Below are 19,417 nucleotides of genomic sequence, written 5' to 3'. Positions count from 1 at the left end.
GCCTCGAAGGGTCGGCGGCGGCGCGTCCGGGGATCGGTGGATCTCGATACGCCCGCTCCGCGGGCTACTCGATCAGCAGAAGCTGCCCGCCGCTGGTCGAGTAGCCCCGCAGGGATGAATCGAGACCCGCCGGGTCAGGCCGTGCGCTTCTCCAGCGCCGCCCGGAGGTACGGCGCCGTGCGGCTGCCCTCCGCTCGGGCGACCTCCTCCGGCGTGCCCGTCGCGACGATCGTCCCGCCGGCCCGCCCGGCGCCCGGGCCGAGGTCGATGACGTGGTCGGCGTCGGCGACGATCCGCATGTCGTGCTCGACGACGATCACGGTGTTGCCCGCGTCGACGAGGTGCTGCAGGTGCGTCAGCAGCCGGTCGGCGTCGGCCGGATGCAGGCCCGACGTCGGCTCGTCGAGCAGATAGAGGGTGTCGCCCCTCTGGGCGCGCCGCAGCTCCGAGGCGAGCTTCACCCGCTGCGCCTCGCCGCCCGAGAGCTCCGGGGCGGGCTGACCGAGCGCGACGTAGCCGAGGCCGACGTCCACCAGCGCGTCGAGGTGCCGGGCGACCTCGGTCTCCTCCGCGAACACCTCGCGCGCCGCGGTGACGCTCAGCGCGAGCACGTCGGCGATGCTCCGCCCGTCGAGCGTCACCTCCAAGGTCTCGGAGTTGTACCGCGTTCCACCGCACTCCGTGCACGGCGCCTCCACCGTCGGCAGGAACAGCAGCTCCACCTCCATCGTTCCCTCGCCCTTGCAGACGGGGCAGCGGCCGCTGGGCAGGTTGAACGAGAAGCGGCTCGCGGAGTAGCGGCGGCGCTTCGCCTCCGGGGTCGCGGCGAAGAGCGCCCGCACACGGTCGAACAGACCGGTGTAGGTGGCGACGTTGGAGCGCGAGGTGCGTCCGATCGGCGTCTGGCTCACCTGGACCACTCGGCGCAGGCGCTCCCCCGGCCCCTGCGCCCGGCCGAGTGTGACGTCCTCCGCGGAGCCGAGCAGCGGATCCGCTCCTGCGCGGTCGTCGTCGGGAGAGGTGTCCTCGGCGAGGTCGGCGTGCAGGCTCGCGCGCAGCAGATCGGGGAGCGCCTGGTTCACGAGCGTGGACTTGCCCGAGCCGGACACCCCGGTGACCGCCGTCAGGGAGCCCACCGGGAACGAGACCGCGAGATCGCGGAGGGTGTTGCGCGTCACTCCGCTCAGCTCGATGCTCTGCGACGAGCGGCGACGCTCCCGCAGCGGAGCGACGGAGTCGGCGTCCGGGAAGAGGTACCGCCGCGTCGCCGAGTCGGAGGCGTGCCGCAGCCCGTCGAGCTCGCCCGAGTAGACGACGGAGCCGCCCCCGGTGCCGGCCGCGGGACCGATGTCGACGATCCAGTCGGCCTCGCGCACGACGTCGAGGGAGTGCTCGACGAAGAAGACCGTGTTGCCCGTGGCGCGGAGCGTGCGGAGGATTCCGAGCAGCGCCTCCGTGTCGGCGGGATGGAGGCCCGCCGAGGGCTCGTCGAGCACGAACACGACGCCGAACAGGCGCGAGAGCACCTGCGTGGCGAGCCGCATCCGCTGCAGCTCCCCGGAGGACAGGGTGGGCGTCGACCGGTCGAGGGAGAGGTAGCCGAGGCCGAGGTCGACGATCGGAGCGAGGCGCGCGATCAGGTCGCCGACCAGGCGCTGGGCGGCCAGGCGCGTCTCGGGAGCGGGGGCGCCGGCGCGACGGGGATCCAGTCGGGCTCGAGCACGCGCTGCAGGAGCACCTGGAGCTCCTCGAGCGGGAGCGCGGCGAGCTCGGTGATGTCGTGGCCCTCGAAGGCGACGGCGAGCGCCTCGGGCTTCAGCTTGCGTCCGTGGCAGGTGCCGCAGGGGACGCTGACCAGGAACGTCGCCGCGCGCTCGCGCATCCGGGCGCTCTTGGAGCCGGCGAAGGTATCGAGGACGTAGCGCCGCACTCCGAGGAACGTGCTCATGTAGCGCGGCTCGAGCCCCGCCGCGACGGCCTTCCGCACGTCGGCGGGCGAGCGGTCGGTGAAGATCGGCACCTGCGGCGACTCGTCGGTGTGCAGGATCCAGTCGCGCGCGTCCTCGGGCAGCGTCCGCCACGGCACGTCGATGTCGTGGCCCAGTGAGATGAGGCTGTCGCGCAGCTGCTTGCCGTGCCACGCCGTGGGCCACGCGGCGAGGGCGCCGTCGCGGATGCTCAGCGAGTCGTCCGGCACCATCAGCTCGTCGGGCACGTCGTAGACGCGGCCGATGCCGTGGCAGGTCGGGCACGCGCCCTGGACGGTGTTGGCCGAGAAGTCCTCGGCGAGGAGCATCGGAGCGCCCTCGGGGTAGGTGCCGACGCGTGAGAAGACCATGCGCACGACGCTCGAGAGGGTGGTGGCGCTGCCGAGGGTGGAGCGGGCGGAGCCGGCGGAGCGGCGCTGCGGCAGGGCGACGGCCGGCGGGAGTCCCTCGATCGAGTCGACATCGGGCACGCCGACCTGGTCGATCAGCCGACGGGCGTAGGGCGCGACCGACTCGAAGTAGCGGCGCTGCGCCTCCGCGTAGAGGGTGCCGAACGCGAGCGAGCTCTTGCCGGAGCCGGAGACACCCGTGAACGCGACCAGCGCGTCGCGCGGGAGGTCGACGTCCACGTCCTTCAGGTTGTTCTCGCGGGCACCGCGCACGCGCACCCGGTCGAGGGAGGAGGGGGGCGTCGTTCCGGGGGCGGGCATCCGCTCAGCATCCCACCCCCCGATGGGCGCCCGCCGAGCCCTGCTGCGGGTGCGGCGGATCTCGATACGGCCGCGAGCGGCCTACTCGATCAGCAGCAGCCTGCTGGTCGAGTAGCCGCCCGGCGGCGTCTCGAGACCCGCATCCACCAGAAGCCCGGCGGACGCGGATCTCGAGACGGCCGCGAGCGGCCTACTCGATCAGCAGAGGAGCAGCGCTCAGCAGCGGCGCGCCGCGTACGGCGTCTCGAGCACCGTGGAGGCGCCTCCGACGGTCACTGTCGCGCTCAGCGACCCGGCCGCCACCGACGCGGCCCGGGTGGTGAACGCGTGGGTCGCGCTCGCTCCGGGGGCCGCGGTCAGCACGGGCGACGTGCCCCAGGCCGAGCGCAGCACGACGCTCGCGGGCGCCGTGCCGGTGTTCTTGACCGCTCCGGTCACCACGACCTTGCCGCCGATGCAGCGGGTCGACGTGGTGAGGGTCGCCGACACCGCGGGCGCCTGGACGACGACCGTCGCCGTGACGCGCACCGCCGTCGAGCTCGACAGCACCTTGTCGGGTGCCGTGTACGCCGTCGATCCGCCGGCGCCCACCCACTGGTTCTCGTTCGCGCCGATCGTGCGCACGACTCCGGTCACCGCGTAGCGACCCGGGGTCGCGGCGCGGACCGAGGACGTGTCCCAGGTGACCGGCTGCGACGCCGTGCCGCGCCCGTACGCGAGGACCACGTCGGTCCGGGCGGGCAGCGCGGCGGTGACGGCCGCGGCACTCGCTCCGGAGGCGACGCTCACGTCGCCCAGGTCGGCGCGCACGGCCGAGGCCGCATCCGCCTTCCTGACCTCGTCGTACTGCCCCGCGGTCAGCGACACGATGCCGCCGTGCTTGGTCGAGGGCGCCATCGTGAAGCCGGGATCGGTCAGCTGCGTCCACCCCGCGTCGAGGTCGGTGGTGACCATCGGGCGGTAGCCGGTCGAGGGGATGACGTCGACGTAGAGGTACCAGCGGTCCTCGTCGTGGTCCTTGAACACCGCGGGTCCTTCGACTCCGCCCGCGTTGCCGCCCGTCCAGACCGCTCCGATCCGGTCCTGGATCGGCGTCCAGCGGGTCGCCGGCAGCCACCACTGGGCGGCGGTCGTCGACTCCATGTAGATGCCGCGGCCGGTGCCGTTGTCCTTCGAGATGCGGTATGTGGTGCCCTCGTGCTGGATCATCGTGGTGTCGATGACGTCGGCTCCGGTGTCGACGAAGACCCCGCCGTAGGAGTAGGTCTCCTGCGTGAAGTCGGTCGTCGAGCCCCAGAGGATCTTCGACGCTCCGGTGCCGGGCGCGTGCGCGGCGGTCGGGTAGACCGTCGAGGACCAGTAGAGGACGAACGAGCCGTTCCCCTGCCCGTCGAAGTCGTCGACCCAGGTCGCCTCGGGCGCCCACATCATGCCGGCCTCGAGGGCCCGCTGCCCGGCGTCGTCGAGCGACACGTCGAACTGGCGCAGGTCGCTCCACGACACGAGGTCGGTGGACTCCCAGACGTTCATCTTCACGCTGCCCTGGGTGGTCCAGTAGCACCAGGAGGTGCAGGAGCCGGTGCCGCTGTCGCCGCCGAAGACCCGGAGGTCGGTGGCGATGATGTAGTACTTCTTCGTCTCGGGGTTGTAGGTGAGGTACGGGTCGCGGACGCCGGTCGTGCCGAGGTCGGAGGCGAGGATCGGCTTGCCGCCGTTGAGCGGGTCCCACTTCTCGGGGTCGTCGCCGCGCGAGACGTCGAGGTAGATCTTCTCGGCGTAGCCCTGCGCGTCCTCGATGAAGTGCACCATCAGGTAGCCGTAGGGGGTGTCGACGCGACCTGCGGCTCGACCGTGACGGCGATCTGACGGGTGGCGGCGACTCCGCGGATGCTCGCCGTCGCGGTCAGGGTGCTCGTGCGCGCCTGCTGGCCGGCCGCGGGGCGGTCGGCGCTCAGGGTGCGGCCGTCGGCGCCGATCCGCAGGGCGGGGTCGCTGGAGCTCCAGGTCACCGCTCCCCCGTAGTCGGGCAGGTTCGTGGTCGAATCGTCGACGGTCAGCGGAGCGACTCCGTCGAGCACCGCGGCGGCGAGCGGCGAGAAGGTGCTCGCGTGCAGCTGCGCGTCGGCGGTCGAGACCGAGGCCACCTCGGCTCCGGTGAGCGCCCGGTCGTAGACGCGGAAGGTCGACACCTCGCCCTTGTAGAAGGGGTCGGGGTACGGCGCGCGGCCGATCGTGTTGAGCGACTGGTCCGTCACCGAGGACGGACGCAGCGCCGTCGGCGCCGAGGCCACCCGCTCGCCGTCGACGAAGAACGAGATCGTCCCGGCGCCGCCGTCGATCACCGAGGTGAGGCTGTACCAGCGGTCGGCCGCGATGCCCGAGGCGCCGCGCGCGTTGTTCTCGGCTCCGCCTCCGTTGGTCGTGATCGCCGTGCGCACCCGGTCGCGGACCGACGCGAACCAGTACTGGCTCGTGCTGTCGCTGCCGATGTTCCAGAGGAAGTGGAAGGTCGAGAGCATCGACGCGTCGGCGCGGGTCTCGACCGTCACGGTCGCCGACGAGCGGCCGGTCAGCAGGTCGTCGGGCAGCTCGACCCAGGGCGCGGCGCTCGTCTTGGCGCCGCCGGGCAGACGAAGCGACGTGCCGGTCCACAGGGAGTCGGTCCCGTTCACGACGCGCGCGGGCCCCACGGCCGAGGCCGCCGTGTTGGGCACGCTCGCGCCCGTCGCCTGGGTGAAGCGGTACTCCGCGAGCAGTCCCGACTGCGGGATCTGCGCGGGCTCCGCGGCGGAGACCGGAGGAGCGACGAGGCCCGAGAGCAGCACCGCCCCCAGTCCGAGCGTCGCGAGGGCGGCGCGCAGCGGCGCGCGCCTGGTGGTGGTGGTCATGGTGTGCTCCTTCGCACGAGGGGGGATCTCGAGACGGCCGCGGCGCGGCCTGCTCGATCAGCAGGGGAAGCCGCTGGTCGAGCAGCCGCGGAGCGGCGTATCGAGACCCGCATCGTCCAGAAGAGGGGGATCTCGAGACGGCCGCTGCGCGGCCTACTCGATCAGCAACAGGAGGGGGCGGGACTGCTGGCCCACCCTGCTGGTCGAGTAGCCGCGGAGCGGCGTATCGAGACCCGCATCGTCCAGAACGGGGGATCTCGATACGGCCGCTGCGCGGCCTACTCGATCAGCAGAGGGAGAGCTGCGCGGCCTAGCCGCAGGTCAGCGCCGGGTACCCGGACTGCACCGTCGCCGTGCGTCCGGAGTCGTCGACCCCGGCCGCGGTGACCGTCGCCGAGCCGGCGGGCAGAGCCGCCAGGCGCGTCGTGGAGCTCGCCGTCGCGGTCTTCCCGCCGCCCACCGCCGACAGGGTCTTCGTCCCGGACGCCGTGGCGACCGTGACGTCCGCGGGCAGGTCGTCGGTGTTGCGGACCGTGGTGGTCAGCACCGCCTTGCCCGAGATGCACCGCGCCGTGGTGGTCGCCGAGACCTTGAGGGCCGTCGTCGACTCCGGTGCGCCGACCGAGAGGCGGTAGCGCTGGCAGTCGTTGTTCAGCACGTCCCACTGGCCGATCAGCGTCCCGTCGAGCGCCGAGCAGTTGAACAGGTCGAGCGCCTTGCCGCTGTGCACGGCGCGCAGCTCGACGGTGCCGTTGTTCGACGGGCGGAGGCGCCAGGTGCTCCCGGTGACGTCGCACGCGCCCTGCGTGACGGTCGCGCCGTTCGCGGTGGAGCCTCCCGTGACCGCGAGGCACTTGCCCGCGGCGGTGACCGGGTGGATCTCGACGTCGCCCGCGCCGGTCGGCGTGAACGTGACGCGCTGGCAGGCGGCGCCGGTCCACTCCCGCTGCTGCAGGGTCGTGCCGTCGGCGGTCGAGCAGCCGGGCAGGTCGAACGTCTTGCCGGTGGCGAGCGAGCTCACGGCGACCGCTCCGGAGGGTCGCAGCGACCACTCCTGCGCGGCCGTCCCCGACACGGTCTCCTGCCGCACCGTGGTGCCGGACGCCTCGAGCAGTCGCCCGCTCTCGCGCGAGGTCAGCGTCGAGTAGCCGCCGGTCGCCGGGTCCACGCTCCACTGCTGGCAGCCGGGCGCGAGCCACGAGGACTGCTGCACCCCGGCTCCGGCGGCCGTCGAGCAGCCGACGGTCCCGAGGGACTTGCCGCTGCTGGCGTTCACGATGCGGACGAAGCCGTTGCCCGTGCTGTCGAGCTTCCAGTTCGCCCGCGGGGTCGAGCAGGAGCCCTGCACGACGGCGGCGCCGTCGCCGCTCGCGGTCGGCGAGACGGTGGCGCACTGGCCGGTGCTGCGGCTGACGAGCTGCCACGAGGCGCCTTCGACGCGGGCCGTGATCGGCGCGTTCTCGCCGCTGGGGACGGGGATCTGCGCGCTCGTGCCGAGCGGGGTCCCGAAGTCGGGCTCGCCCTCGGCGGTCCAGTCGACGAGGTGCGCTCGGGCCGAGCGCTCGCGCGAGCAGCCTCCGTCGGGCCGGGCGTTCGCGTGGTAGAGGTTCCACGTCTGGGTGCCGTCTGGCGAGTCGAAGAAGTCGTTGTGACCCGTGCCGAACTCGCCGTTCGCCTTCGAGAAGACCGGTCCGTCGCTCTTGGTCCAGGAGGAGGCGAGCACCGGGTCGCCGCTGCCGTCGTACTCGAGGGTCGCGAGCTGGTAGTCCTCGGTGCCGCAGAAGCTCGCCGAGTAGACGATCCAGGTGCGGCCGTCCTTCTGCAGCGGGATCGGGCCCTCGTTCACGGGCGCGCCGATGGTCTCCCACGACTCGACCGGCTGCGAGAGCACGTTCAGCGGTCCGGTGGCGGTCCAGGGGTCCGACATCCGGGCGATGTAGTTGTTCTGGAGCCGGTTGGGCTCGGGCGAGAACGCCGACCAGGTGACGAAGAGCTCTCCGTTCAGCTCGAGGTACGAGCCGTCGATGTTCCAGTCGTCGGTCGGGATCGGGCGGCCCTTGTAGGTGTAGGGGCCCATCGGGTCGTCACCGGCGCTCTCGATGACCTGCAGGTGCTGGCGGTCGAAGTTGCCGGCCGTGCCCATCGTGTACATGAGGTACCAGCGGGGCCCGTTCGGCCCGTTCAGGCGCTGCAGCTCCGGCGCCCACATGTTGGCGTTCCGGCCGGGGTTGGTGTCGGTGTACACGGTCACCGGAGTGGTCGTGCCGAGCGCCGCGAGGGTCGGCGCCTTCCGCATGACGACGCGGTTGTCCCAGGTCGTGGCGACCATGTAGTAGTTGCCGTCGTGGAACTCGATGGTCGGGTCGGCGGTGTCCGGCTCGATCGGGTTGGTGAAGGTCGGCTCGCCGATCGCCGCGGCCGGAGCGGCGGCGAGCATCGGGAGGGCGACGACGCTCGCGAGGAGGATCAGGAGCCCTGCGGTGAGGCGGCGGCGCGCGGACCTCAGCACGTCGTCACCACCCGGGGACAGATGCTCGTGGGGCAGGGGGCTGCTGTCATGGGTGACTCCATCGTCGAGGGTGCGTCGCGGGACGCGGTGCGCTGCGGACAGCCGGGAGGCCTTCGTGCGGGGGGCGCCTGGTCGTCCTCGACCCGCCCACCCGCGCGGCCTTCCGGCCTTGTTCACGGTAACATCGCGCTTCGCGAACGGTCAATCCGTTCGCGAGCGGCCGACGGCCCCGTCCTCGCGCAGCACCCCTCCGTCAGCCCGCGTTCGGCAGCAGCACCTCGACACGACCCTCGACCACGCGGGTCTCGAACGTCGGCTGCGGCGACGTGGCGGGACCGCGCAGCACCTCGCCCGACTCGAGCGAGAACACGCTGCCGTGCCACGGGCACGAGACGCAGGCCTCGCCGGACCGCTCCCCCACGGCGCCCTCGTCGAGGGGTCCCGACAGGTGGCTGCACACGTTCGACAGCACGCTCACCCGGTCGCCGTGGCGGAAGGCGAGCAGCGGGATCCCGCCGACCTCCTTCGTCACGCTCTCGCGCTCCGGCAGATCCTCGAGCGGGCCGAGGTCCTGCCAGCCCGAGGGGAAGCGGTGCGGCACGTCCTCGGCGTGGTTCGCTCCCGCCGCCTGCCGGTAGCTGAGGTGGCCGCCGAGGTAGCCGCCGCCCGAGACGACGGCGAGCCCGAGCATGCCCAGGACCTTGCCGCTCGCCCGGCGCCCCCTCGCCCGCTGCACGAACGACGCCGCGTAGAGCGCCGTCGCGACCACGTTGGCGGAGGCGTGCACGAGCCCGACGCGCGTCTGCTGCTCGTGCAGCTCGGACCAGTCGGTCCACCCGGCCGCCGCCGTGGGCAGCACGCTGACGACACCGAGCCCGACGAGGGTGCGCGCCGCGCGGTCGTTGCCGGGGAGCAGGTCCAGGACCGCGGCCGACACCCACGCACCGGTCGGCACGAGCACGAGCAGCGGATGCACGGGGTGCCCGACCGGGACGCCGTGCAGAACGTCGCGCACGGGCTGGGGGCGGATCACGGAGTTCACGACCTTCCGGGCCCGCTCGACGAGCGGATCCAGAGCGGCGGCGTCCTCGAGGCGGCTGACGAGTCTCACGAACTTCATTTCGCGCATGCCTCAGCACACCGCGGCACGACCGCGCGCACCAGGGGGTTGTGGCGGAGCGGTCAGAGCGGGCGAGGGCGGGATCAGCGCCTGCGACGCAGCAGCAGCACGGCGCCGAGGGTCGCCGCGACCGCGGCGAGCGCGCCCCACGGCACCGCGGGCACCGGAGCGACGCTCGTCGACGCGTCCTCGCCGCGGCGCAGCAGAGGCAGGTGCTCGACCTTCTCGGCGATCGCACCGAGCCGCGTGCTGATCGCCCGAGCGGCTTCTCCGCCGCCCGATCGGGCCGCCGCGTCCGCGGCGTCGCGGAGCCGGTCGAGCACCGAGAGCGGCACGGCCGCGACGGCGTTGCCCGGTGGGCGACGGGCGACGATCGGATGCGCCCGCGTCGGGGCCGTGCGCCGCACCACCTCCCAGGCGGCACCGAGCAGCTGCAGCTCGAGCCGGCCGACCCTCTCCTGCAGTCGCGGGAAGAGCTCGTCCTCCTCGTCGCGGACATCCTCGCGCAGCACCTCGACGAGCCGCTCGAGCAGCGCCGACCGCTCGGGATCGTCGTGACCCGTGCGATCCAGCCGGGCCACCAGCTCGTTGACCTCCTGATGCTCCCGCTCGACCTCGAGGGTCAGCTCCTCGCCGTCGGGCAGCACCCGGCGCATCACCGGCCACAGCACGGCCTCCTCGGCGAAGGCGTGCGGGAACACGAGCCGGTCGATGCGGTGAAGCACGGCGTCCTGCTCCTCGCCGCTCGTGCGCTCGAGCTCCTCGAGCAGGCCGTTCAGAGCGAGGTGATCGTTCTTCTGGCGCACGAGGACGCTGAGCGGACCCCCGAGCTGCGCGGTGTCCTGGTCGGCGACGGACAGGGTCACGGGGTCCTCCTGACGGACGGGGCGGGCACGGCCGACGGCAGTCTGCGACGACCGGGCGCCCGGACTCCACGGGGTTGCGCTCGGCCGCCCGGGTACTCCCGCACAGACGCGTCGTGCGGCGCACCCGAACGGGCGCGGGAGCATACTCCCCCGCCCGAGGGAACTGTCAACGGGCCTTCGCTCCGCGGCCATCCTGCCTAGCGTCGGTGTCGAGGCCGGCGTCCACTCGGGCCGCCCTCACTCCGCCCCACCGGAACTCGAGAAGCAAGGAAGTCCCATGATCGACACCACCGCTATCGACAGCATCTACGGCTCGACCGTCTACGGATCGGACGGCGACAAGATCGGCTCGGTCGAGCAGGTCTATCTCGCCGACGACACCGGCAACCCCGTCTGGGCGACGGTGCGCACCGGCCTCTTCGGCACCAAGGAGACGTTCGTCCCCCTCGAGGGCGCCTCGTTCGACGGCGACCGCCTCACCGTCTCGTACGACAAGTCCTTCGTGAAGGACGCCCCGAACATCGACGCCGACGGCTCCCTGACCGAGGACGAGGAGGCCGAGCTGTACCGCTACTACAACCTCTCCGGCGCCGCCTCCGTCTCGGACGGCGTGGACGGCTCGGCGGGCTACGCCGGCACGACGACCGGCACCGGCACCACCGGAGTCGACACGAACGTCGGCCGCGACACCTCCGGCCCGACCACGGACGACGCAATGACCCGCTCCGAGGAGCAGCTGCACGTCGGCACCGAGCAGGTCACGACCGGCCGCGCCCGCCTGCGCAAGCACATCGTGACCGAGCGGGAGAGCGTCACCGTCCCCGTCTCGCACGACGAGGTCCGCGTGGTCCGCGAGCCCATCACCGACGCGAACGTCGGCGCCGCCACCTCCGGCCCCGAGCTCAGCGAGGAGGAGCACGAGGTCGTGCTGACCGAGGACCGCGTCGTCGCCGCCAAGGAGACGGTCCCCGTCGAGCGCGTCTCGCTCGGCACCGAGACGGTCACCGAGCAGCAGCAGGTCACCGAGGACGTCCGCCACGAGGAGATCGAGGTCGACGACGACGGAGTCACCCCGCGCCGCGACCGCGACGGACTCTGATCCCCGTCGCCGGCGGCGGGACCCGACCCGCCGCCGGCGCTCCCTCCCCCCTGCACCCCGTGAGGAACACCGTGCCCGACAGCCGCCCCCCGGCCGACCTCCCGCCCGACGACGCCGTCACGGTGATCCGCTCGGAGGAGCGCCTCTCGGCGACGACCGTGCGCACCGCCACCGAGAGGGTGCGGATCCGCCGCGTCGTCGTGACCGAGGAGCGCACGGTCACCGTGCAGCTGCGCCGCGAGGAGCTCGTGATCGAGCGCGAGCCGATCGACGGCGACGCCGGGCCCGCATCCGACGCCGAGCCCCCCGCCCCGATCACCCTCGTGCTGCACGCCGAGGAGCTCGTGCCGACGACCCGCGTCGTGCCCGTCGAGCGCGTCAGCGTCCTCGTCGACCGCATCGTCGAGATGCGCACCGTCTCGGACTCGGTGCAGAAGGAGCGCGTCGACGTGCAGACCTCCGTCCGCGACCGGCTCGACGGCGACGCGGAGTAGCACTCGCCCCCATCGGACCCTCTGCGGGTGGGCGCATGCACGATCTGCAGGGGATCCGGCGCCCCTCCGCCCTCGTGCCGCGGCGGGAACCGCATTCCTGTGCGAAGTACCTGCAGATCGCACACTTCCCCTACCGCTTCGGAGCCGCGCTCACGCCCGGCGGCTCGCTACGGTGACGGAGTGACCCGCCTCGCACCCGCCTCCCGATGACCCCCGACGGCTGGTGGGCGCTCGCCCTCGCCGTGCTCGGCGGCGCCGTGCTCGTCTGGTGCGCGCTCGTCCTCGTCCTGTGGCTGCAGCAGCGGCGAATGGGCCGCGCGATCGACTGGCGGGAGGCGCTGCGCCTGATCCCGGACGTCGTCCGCCTGCTCCGCGCCCTCCTCGCCGACAGCACCGTGCCGCGCTCCGTCCGCTGGGCGCTCGTCGGTCTGCTCGGCTACCTCCTGCTCCCGATCGACCTGATCCCGGACGTGATCCCCGTGCTCGGAGTCGCGGACGACGTCCTCGTCGTCGCGCTCGTCCTGCGCTTCGCGATCCGCCGCGCAGGTCCGGAGGTGGTCTGCCGGCACTGGCCCGGCAGCCCGGAGGGACTGCGCAGTCTGCTGGCCCTGGCCGGCTCCGACTAGTCCCGCTCGCCCGCGCCGTGCGCCAGCAGCACCACGATCCGGCGCAGGTGCAGCGCGACGAGCACTCCCGGCCCGAGCGCGCTGCCCGCGGCCACCGCCCGCTCGTCCACCGCCTGCACCAGGAGGCGCACCGAGCGGGTCGCCTCGGCGAGCAGCCGGTGCGCCTCGGCCGTCCCCGCGCCGTGGCGGTCGACGGCATCGGCCACCGCTCGCAGCGCGTCGCCGAGCGGTCGGCGCAGCTCCGCATCGAAGCGCAGCGCCCCCGGCCGGTCCCACATGGTGTCGGCGAGGGCGCTCGTCGCGTCGCGCACGTGGAAGAGGATCGTGTCGAGCACGGCCAGCCGGTCGTGATCGGAGCGGGAGTCGCGGCGGTGCAGCAGCGCGCGCGGATTGCCCTTGCGGCTCTCGTCGGCCTCGACGAGCGTGCGCCGCACGTCCTCCGAGGTGGCGGCCAGCTCCTCCCCCGTGCTCGCCCACGAGTCGCGCTCGGGCGGCCACGGCTCGTCGAGGGCGTCGGCCGTGTCGCGCAGCACGCCCGCCAGACGCTCCTGGAACTCGTCGACCCGCGCCGCCGCCGCCTCGCTGGTCAGCCCCGGCACCACGATCAGGTTCACGAGGAGTCCCACGACCACTCCGACCGCCATCTGCACGAGGTAGCCGAGCGAGTAGTCCTCGGCGTCCGCTCCTCCGATGATCAGCACGAACAGCGCCGCCATCGGCACGTACTCCTTGCCCGCGCCGAACCAGCCGGTGCCCGACACGAGCACGCCGAGCCCGACGATGATCGGGATCGTCCACCACGTCGGCCCGACCGTCACGACGACGAGCGTCGCGAGCGCGATCCCCGCCGCGAGCCCGGCGAGCGTCTGCAGGCCCGTGCGCGCCGAGCCCATCAGGGTCGGGTACATGCTCACCAGCGCGCCGAGCGGTGCGTAGTAGGGGTACTCCTCGGCGACGCCGGGCACGTGCGGCGCGAGGGCCCAGGCGATCCCCACCGCGAGCGCGGTCTTCGCGGCGAGGAGGAGGCGCGGCGCGGCCGTCGCTGCTCGCCAGGCTCGGGCTGCTCGGGTGCTGGTCACCAAGGGACCCTACGCGAGGGCCGCGGCGGAGTGGTCGCGATCGTCCGGATGCCGTCCGGCCGACCCCGACGCCGCGCGGCAGGGCGGGCTCGCGCGGCGAACGTCGAGCCGGCGGTGCTCGAGCGGCCGGAGGTGGCCGCGGCACTCCGCCCCTCGCCTCTGCGCGCCGGGACGCCCGGGCTCGACTCCCGCGACTCGATGGCGCGAGCCCGTGACCGCCTCGTTCGCGGCGCTCCTGCAGCGCCTCGACGCTCCGCAGCGCCTCCCGTCGCAGCACCCCTGACACTCCGGTACCCTCGCCCGATGACGCGCGCCCGCCTCCTCCCCGCCCTCGGTGCCCTGCTGCTCGTCGCCGGAGTCGTCGTCGCACTCATCGCACCCCGCGAGACCTCCTTCGGCTGGTTCGCGTACGCGCCCCTCTCGACCGAGGTCTTCACTCCGGACGGCACGCTCCTGCTGCGCCGGGAGTGGCTGGTGTCGGCCGCGCTGTTCGCGCTCGGCCTGGTCGTGCTCGCGTTCTGGACGGGGATCCGCACGGGGTCGCGACAGGCGCGGCGCCGGGACTGATCCGCGCGGTCGCCCCTCCAGGTGTCGTATCGCCCGGAAGGGCCGCTCGGCCGTACTTCTGCGATGGACATCCTCAACGGTGCGATCCTCAGCGGCGGCGACACCCTCTGGACGTGGGTGGTGCTCCCGGTCCTCGCGGTGCTGGGCGTCTACTTCACCCTGCGCTCGGGGGTGGTGCAGTTCCGGATGATCCCCGAGATGTTCCGCACCCTCACCGACAAGACCCCCCTCGACGAGGCGGGATGGCCGCAGTCGGTGTCGGCGTTCCAGGCGTTCACCATCTCGGCGGCCTCGCGGGTCGGAGTCGGCAACATCGCCGGCGTCGGGACGGCCATCGCCATCGGCGGGCCGGGCGCGGTGTTCTGGATGTGGACCATGGCGTTCGTCGGCGGGGCGTCGAGCTTCGTCGAGTCGACCCTCGGCCAGCTCTACAAGGTGCGCGACCAGGACGGGTTCCGCGGCGGACCGGCCTACTACATGCAGTACGGCTTGAAGGCGCGCTGAATGGGCATCGTCTTCGCCGTCATCCTCATCGTCTGCTTCCCGCTCGCCTTCAGCTCCCTCCAGGCGAACACGATCAGCGCCACCGTCTCGTCGAGCTTCGGCGGCCAGTTCGGCTGGATCCCCGCGGTCGTGGGCCTCGCGCTCGCGGTGCTGACCGCGCTCGTCGTCTTCGGCGGCGTCCGCCGCATCGCGAACGTCACCCAGGCGGTCGTCCCCGCGATGGCTCTGGGCTACCTGCTCCTGGGGCTCGTCATCGTCGGGCTGAACATCGACCAGGTGCCGGTGGTCTTCTCCTCGATCTTCACGCAGGCGTTCGGGTTCAACGAGGTCGTCGGAGCGACGCTGGGCACGATCATCATGACCGGCGTCAAGCGCGGCATGTTCTCGAACGAGGCCGGTCTCGGATCCGCGCCCAACGCCGGCGCGAGCGCCGCCGTCACCCACCCGGTCAAGCAGGGACTCGTGCAGACGCTCGGCGTCTACTTCGACACGTTCCTCGTCTGCTCCATCACCGCGTTCATCATCCTGGTCTCCACCCCGGACCTCGCCGGCGCCACCCGCGGCATCGGGCTGACCCAGGAGGCGATCGTCGGCAACCTCGGCGAGTGGTCGAACATCCTGCTGAGCATCATCATCTTCCTGCTGGCCTTCAGCTCGATCCTCGGCAACTACTACTACGGCGAGTCCAACATCGAGTTCATCACCGCCCGCCGCGGCGTCCTGACCGGCTACCGGATCGTCGTCGTCGCGGTCGTCTTCCTCGGCTCCATCGCGTCGGCCGACCTGATCTGGAACACCGCCGACGGCATCATGGGCCTGATGGCGCTGGTGAACCTGATCGCCATCGGACTGCTGTCCGGAGTGGCGTTCGCCCTGCTCAAGGACTACAGCGCGCAGCGACGGCGCGGCCTGGACCCGGTCTTCACCCGCGACCGCCTGCCCTCGGTCCGGGGCGTGCAGTGCTGGCAGGACGAGCTGAGCGTGACGGGGCCGCTGCCGGTGCCGACGGCCGCGGCGGCGAAGAGCGCGCGGCGCTGACGACGCGCGCGCGGGTCTCTCGACGAGCCCGCGCCTCGGGTCCGGATCCGATCCTCGCGACGGATCCGGATCCGGCCCTCGAAACGTCCGTCCCCGCCCGCGCGGGTCAGCTCTCGACGACGGGCAGCTCCGCGCTGGCCACGACGTCGCCGCCGGCCGCGACGATCTCGACGGCGGCCACCGCGTCGCGCGGCACCGCGGCGTTCATCTCGCAGTCGATCTCGACCGCGCTGCCCAGGAACGAGCCCGACGGCAGCCGCTCCCCCGACTCCGTGACCAGCACCAGGTCGTAGCTCTCGCCCACCGCGAAGCCGCTCGCCCGCAGCACCGTCTCGGTCCCCCACGTGTGCGCGATCACCGACCCCTCGACGTCGACCGCCGTCGACTCCTCGAAGGCGATCGTCTCGACGGCGCCGAGGGTCCCCGGCGGCCCGGCGACCGGCCTCTCGCCCGTGCCCTGGAGCAGCGTCGCGCCGAGGGCGCCGACGGCCACCGACGCCGCGACAGCTCCGACGGCGAGCGCGAGGCGTCCCCGCCTCGGCCGCGCGGGAACCTCCTCCTCGGGGATGCGCAGCACGCGCGACCGGAGCGCGGCCGACGCCTCGCCCTCCTCCCACCCGCCGAGATCGCCGAGGCGGTCGACGACGACGCCGAACGACGCCAGTTCGCGGTCGACGGTCGGGTCCTCGGAGCGCAGCCGGTCGAACTCGACAGCCTCCTCGGGCGAGAGCTCGCCGGCCAGGGCCGCGGCGATCAGCTCCTCGCGGCGTCCGCCGGGCTGCTCGGTGCCTGTCATGGTCGCTCCTGGTCGGTGGGGTCGGCCTCCGCGAGGTGGCCGCGGAGTGCTCGGAGAGCGTAGAAAGCGCGGGTGCGCAGAGTGGCGATCGGCACGCCGGTCGCCTGCGAGAGATCGGAGTAGCTCTCGCCGCGGAGGTGGATCGCGACCACGACGGCGCGGTGCTGCTCCGTGAGCCGCGCGAGCGCCTCCGCCATCGCGAGCGGCTCGAGAGGGTCGCGCTCGTCGCCTGCGACGTCCTCGAGCACCTCCGCCTCGACGAGGCGGGGCAGGCGCTGGAGAGACCGGTGCACGTCGATCACGACGTTGCGGGCGATCGCGAACAGCCAGGTGCGCAGGCTCGCGCGCTCGGCGGAGTAGCCCGCGCGCGACCGCCACGCCCGCAGGAACGTCTCCTGCACGCAGTCCTCCGCGAGCTGCCGGTCGCGCAGCGCGTTCACCGCGAAGCCCAGCAGGGCACCGCCGTGCTCGTCGTAGGCGGCGGCGAGATCGAAACCGGCGTCGGGGTGCAGCGGAGTCACCGGAGCGGGGTCGCGAGGGAGCCTCGTCACAGCGGGCCCCTCCCGTCGTCGCATCGCCGTCGCCGTCATCGGCACCTCCCCGATCGTGGGCCGATCGGCCCGTCGAGAGGAGTACGTCCGCGCGGGACGCTTCGTTCATCCGGAGGCGGATCCCGAGTCTAGGAAGAACTTCCGAGAGGCGGATGAACGCGGAGCACCCCGCGCCCGTACACCCCTGCATCGGGCCCACCCGGTCGCCCGCGAACGAAAGGCTCCACCATGACGAAGACGTCCGCCACCCGGAACCGCCTGCTCGCCCTGGGCGGCATCACCGCCGTCGCCGGAGCCTCCCTCCTCGCCGCCGCGCCCGCCCACGCCGAGACCGAGGTGGCCGCGCCGTCGAGCTTCACCAGCGCGTTCACCGTCATGGCCACCCCCGACCAGGTCGTGAACGCCGACTCGGTGGCGACCCCCGGCGAGGCGGGAGCCGCCGGCGAGATGACCTTCCGGGTCAACAGCGACCTCGAGATCATCTGCTACGACATCACCCTCACCGGCGTCACGGGCGAGTACCAGAGCCCGGCGAAGACCGCGACGCACATCCACCAGGCCGCGCTCGGGAAGTCCGGACCCCCGCGGATCGCGTTCCCGAACCCCTCGCCGGTGGGCGACGGACCGCGCACCAGCTCCGGCTGCCTGCAGGGCCCGTTCACCACGGGCGTCCAGGCGAACGGCGCCGACACCGGCACCGGCTTCTCGCTGAAGGCCCTCGAGGCCGACCCCGCCGGCTTCACCGGAGACGCGCACACCGCGTCCTTCGCCGCCGGCGTCGTGCGCGGCCAGCTCTCGCAGGTGCCGGTCGGCGGCCTGCAGACCGGCGGCGGTGCGACCGCGGCCGCGTCCTCGTCCGGCCCCGACGCGGGGTGATCGGAGTCGCGGGCATCGGCGCCCTCGCCGCGCTCGGCGCTCTCGGAGTCGTCGTCGCCCGCCGCCGCACCGCGTCCTGACCGTGGGCACTCGACTGAGGAGCGGCGCCGTCCTCTGCGCGGCGCTGCTCCTCAGCGGGTGCGCCGCGTCCGCGCCTGCCGGGTCCGCGGCTCCCGGGTCCGGGGCTCCCGGGTCCGGGGCGGCGGGAGCGGCGACTCCCGTGATCGCGTCCCCGCTCGCGACGACCGCTCCGGCGGCGCCCGCTCCGCCCCCGTCCACTCCGACGGACTCCTCGACGGCGGCACCCGCCCCGGTCACCGCCGCCCCGACCCCCGTCCTGGGCGTCGGCGTCGAGCCCGCGCGCCTCTCCGTGCCCGCGATGGATCTCGAGGAAGCGCTGATCCCGCTGGGGATCGCGGCCGACGGGACGATGGAGGTGCCCGTCGACTACGACGACGTGGGCTGGTTCTCGGGCGGCGGACGTCCGGGCGGCACCGGGCGCACGGTGATCGCCGCCCACGTCGACTCCCGCTCCGGACCCGCCGTCTTCTTCCGCCTGCGCGAGCTCGCCGTCGACGACGAGATCGAGCTGACCGGAGTCGACGGCTCGCTGCACCGCTACCGGGTGACCGCGACCGAGTCGCACCCTAAAGCGGCCTTCCCCACCGCCGCCGTCTTCGGCGGCACCCTCGAGGACGAGGTCGTGCTCGTCACCTGCGCCGGCGCCTACGACACGGGCATCGGCCGCTACGAGGACAACCTCGTCGTCTTCGCCTCCCGCACCTGACTCCTCCGGGCGGCCCTCCGCGCCGGACCGACGAAGAACGCCCAGCCACCCGGCGAGAACGGCCGCCTCACGCGCGTCCACGCGGCCGCTCGCGCCGGATCGACGAAGAGCGCGACCCATCCGGCAAGAACGGCCGCCTCACGCGGGTCGAGGCGGCCCTTCGTGCCGGATCGAACCCGCGGCGACGACGCCGATCCGAGCAGGCTCGGCCACTCCGCGTCCCGCGCCGATCCCTCTCCGCCTCAGCGGGCCGACGGGCGCTCGGTCCATTCGGCGCGACCGGCCGCCCCTCCCACCCGCGGGCAGCCGTCCGCGACGGATCGACCGAGACCCACACGACCCGGATCCGAGCCTCGTCACCACTGCCGACGCCGCACCAGCACGGCTGCGACGGCCGATCGACGGGAGCGCGGTCAATCCGGCGAGAACGGCCGCCGCTTTCCGCTGCGGGCGGCCGTCCGTGAAGGATCGGACACAACACGGACACGACCCCCGCGTCGACATCGGCACCCTCCCGCGCCCGCACCGCTCCGCCCTTTCGCGCCGGATCGACGGACCGGGTTCATCCGGCGAGAACGGCCGCCTCTCCCACCTGCGGGCGGCCGTCCGTGACCGTTCGGACACGACACGGCCGCGACACGGGTCGGTGCCGAATGGACAAGGCCGTCGTCCTGCGCCAGGATCATCCGAGTCACGAGACCCGGCCCCGTCTCGATCCGGAACCCGGCGACCGCGGAACGCCGCGTCGCGGGGAGCGGGACGGCCCCCGGGTCGAGCAGGCGTTTCGGGTACGCCGCTCCTCCCCCGCCGTCCCCCGGGTGGGGCCGTCCAGGGCGGCCCCACCCCTCTTCCCTCCTCGCAGCGGCGGAGCAGCGCACCACAGCGTCAGCCGCGCGGCCCCACGTCAGCCGCGCACCAC

At 73.2% G+C, this 19,417-nt stretch carries 16 protein-coding genes and 1 pseudogene; 7 read left to right on the top strand and 10 right to left on the bottom strand.

All coding sequences use genetic code 11. From position 1 onward, the window contains the following. Positions 1-134: 134 nt before the first annotated feature. The 7 genes from B0T42_RS22175 to B0T42_RS01570 all read right to left on the bottom strand — a co-directional run bounded on the left by B0T42_RS22175 (position 135) and on the right by B0T42_RS01570 (position 10,081). Positions 135-1,544, bottom strand: a complete 1,410-nt coding sequence (locus B0T42_RS22175; protein WP_342418189.1) for an excinuclease ABC subunit UvrA — start codon at positions 1,542-1,544, stop codon at positions 135-137. Positions 1,545-1,636: 92 nt separating this feature from the next. After that, positions 1,637-2,698, bottom strand: coding sequence for an excinuclease ABC subunit UvrA (locus B0T42_RS22170; RefSeq protein ID WP_342418188.1), 1,062 nt, complete (start codon positions 2,696-2,698; stop codon positions 1,637-1,639). A 216-nt stretch (positions 2,699-2,914) separates the two neighbouring features. Then, positions 2,915-4,507, bottom strand: a complete 1,593-nt coding sequence (locus B0T42_RS20585) for a glycoside hydrolase family 43 protein (RefSeq protein ID WP_201788465.1) — start codon at positions 4,505-4,507, stop codon at positions 2,915-2,917. After that, positions 4,507-5,586 (bottom strand): LamG domain-containing protein, encoded by a 1,080-nt coding sequence (locus tag B0T42_RS01585; protein WP_077221677.1) that lies wholly within the window; start codon positions 5,584-5,586, stop codon positions 4,507-4,509. The genes B0T42_RS20585 and B0T42_RS01585 overlap by 1 nt, the downstream gene beginning before the upstream one ends. A gap of 310 nt (positions 5,587-5,896) precedes the next feature. Further along, positions 5,897-8,095: a family 43 glycosylhydrolase gene (locus B0T42_RS01580; RefSeq protein ID WP_201788464.1), complete on the bottom strand. Its 2,199-nt coding sequence runs from the start codon at positions 8,093-8,095 to the stop codon at positions 5,897-5,899. A gap of 253 nt (positions 8,096-8,348) precedes the next feature. Continuing rightward, complete coding sequence (locus B0T42_RS01575) at positions 8,349-9,224, bottom strand: Rieske (2Fe-2S) protein (RefSeq protein WP_077221676.1); 876 nt, start codon at positions 9,222-9,224, stop codon at positions 8,349-8,351. Between the two features lie 74 nt (positions 9,225-9,298). After that, entirely contained in the window at positions 9,299-10,081 is a 783-nt protein-coding gene (locus B0T42_RS01570) for a hemerythrin domain-containing protein (protein WP_094742651.1), read from the bottom strand. A gap of 277 nt (positions 10,082-10,358) precedes the next feature. Between B0T42_RS01570 and B0T42_RS01565 the strand changes: the two genes are divergently transcribed. The 3 genes from B0T42_RS01565 (at position 10,359) to B0T42_RS01555 (ending at position 12,300) form a co-directional block, all read left to right on the top strand. Next, positions 10,359-11,180, top strand: coding sequence for a DUF2382 domain-containing protein (locus tag B0T42_RS01565; protein WP_077221674.1), 822 nt, complete (start codon positions 10,359-10,361; stop codon positions 11,178-11,180). A gap of 71 nt (positions 11,181-11,251) precedes the next feature. Continuing rightward, entirely contained in the window at positions 11,252-11,674 is a 423-nt protein-coding gene (locus B0T42_RS01560; RefSeq protein WP_158078008.1) for a YsnF/AvaK domain-containing protein, read from the top strand. A gap of 206 nt (positions 11,675-11,880) precedes the next feature. Then, entirely contained in the window at positions 11,881-12,300 is a 420-nt protein-coding gene (locus B0T42_RS01555) for a YkvA family protein (protein ID WP_077221672.1), read from the top strand. On the opposite strand, the gene B0T42_RS01550 is transcribed toward B0T42_RS01555, so the two are convergent. Beyond that, positions 12,297-13,379 (bottom strand): aromatic acid exporter family protein, encoded by a 1,083-nt coding sequence (locus tag B0T42_RS01550; RefSeq protein ID WP_236720053.1) that lies wholly within the window; start codon positions 13,377-13,379, stop codon positions 12,297-12,299. The two genes, B0T42_RS01555 and B0T42_RS01550, sit on opposite strands and share 4 nt — an antisense overlap. Positions 13,380-13,682: 303 nt before the next feature. On the opposite strand from B0T42_RS01550, the gene B0T42_RS01545 reads away from it, so the two are divergent. Together B0T42_RS01545 and B0T42_RS01540 are read left to right on the top strand one after the other, a co-directional pair. Further along, positions 13,683-13,946 (top strand): hypothetical protein, encoded by a 264-nt coding sequence (locus B0T42_RS01545; protein WP_077221670.1) that lies wholly within the window; start codon positions 13,683-13,685, stop codon positions 13,944-13,946. 63 nt (positions 13,947-14,009) lie between these two features. Next, positions 14,010-15,488 (top strand): annotated as a pseudogene (locus tag B0T42_RS01540) (alanine/glycine:cation symporter family protein). Positions 15,489-15,594: 106 nt separating this feature from the next. Here B0T42_RS01540 and B0T42_RS01535 read toward each other — a convergent pair. Then, complete coding sequence (locus B0T42_RS01535) at positions 15,595-16,284, bottom strand: anti-sigma factor (RefSeq protein WP_077221669.1); 690 nt, start codon at positions 16,282-16,284, stop codon at positions 15,595-15,597. Continuing rightward, entirely contained in the window at positions 16,281-16,835 is a 555-nt protein-coding gene (locus tag B0T42_RS01530; protein WP_236720052.1) for a sigma-70 family RNA polymerase sigma factor, read from the bottom strand. The genes B0T42_RS01535 and B0T42_RS01530 overlap by 4 nt, the downstream gene beginning before the upstream one ends. Before the next feature lie 228 nt (positions 16,836-17,063). On the opposite strand from B0T42_RS01530, the gene B0T42_RS01525 reads away from it, so the two are divergent. Beyond that, the gene (locus B0T42_RS01525) at positions 17,064-17,711 is read left to right on the top strand and encodes a CHRD domain-containing protein (RefSeq protein WP_236720051.1); all 648 of its coding nucleotides are present in this window, start codon (positions 17,064-17,066) and stop codon (positions 17,709-17,711) included. Between the two features lie 220 nt (positions 17,712-17,931). After that, positions 17,932-18,498 carry a class F sortase gene (locus B0T42_RS01520; RefSeq protein WP_236720050.1) on the top strand — a complete coding sequence of 189 codons (567 nt, stop codon included), beginning with the start codon at positions 17,932-17,934 and terminating at the stop codon, positions 18,496-18,498. Positions 18,499-19,417 lie beyond the last annotated feature (919 nt).

The organism is Rathayibacter rhapontici (genome assembly GCF_001995175.1).
Lineage (GTDB): Bacteria > Actinomycetota > Actinomycetes > Actinomycetales > Microbacteriaceae > Rathayibacter.
Note: the sequence above shows the minus strand (reverse complement) of the source record. Positions and strands in the feature narration are given on the sequence as shown.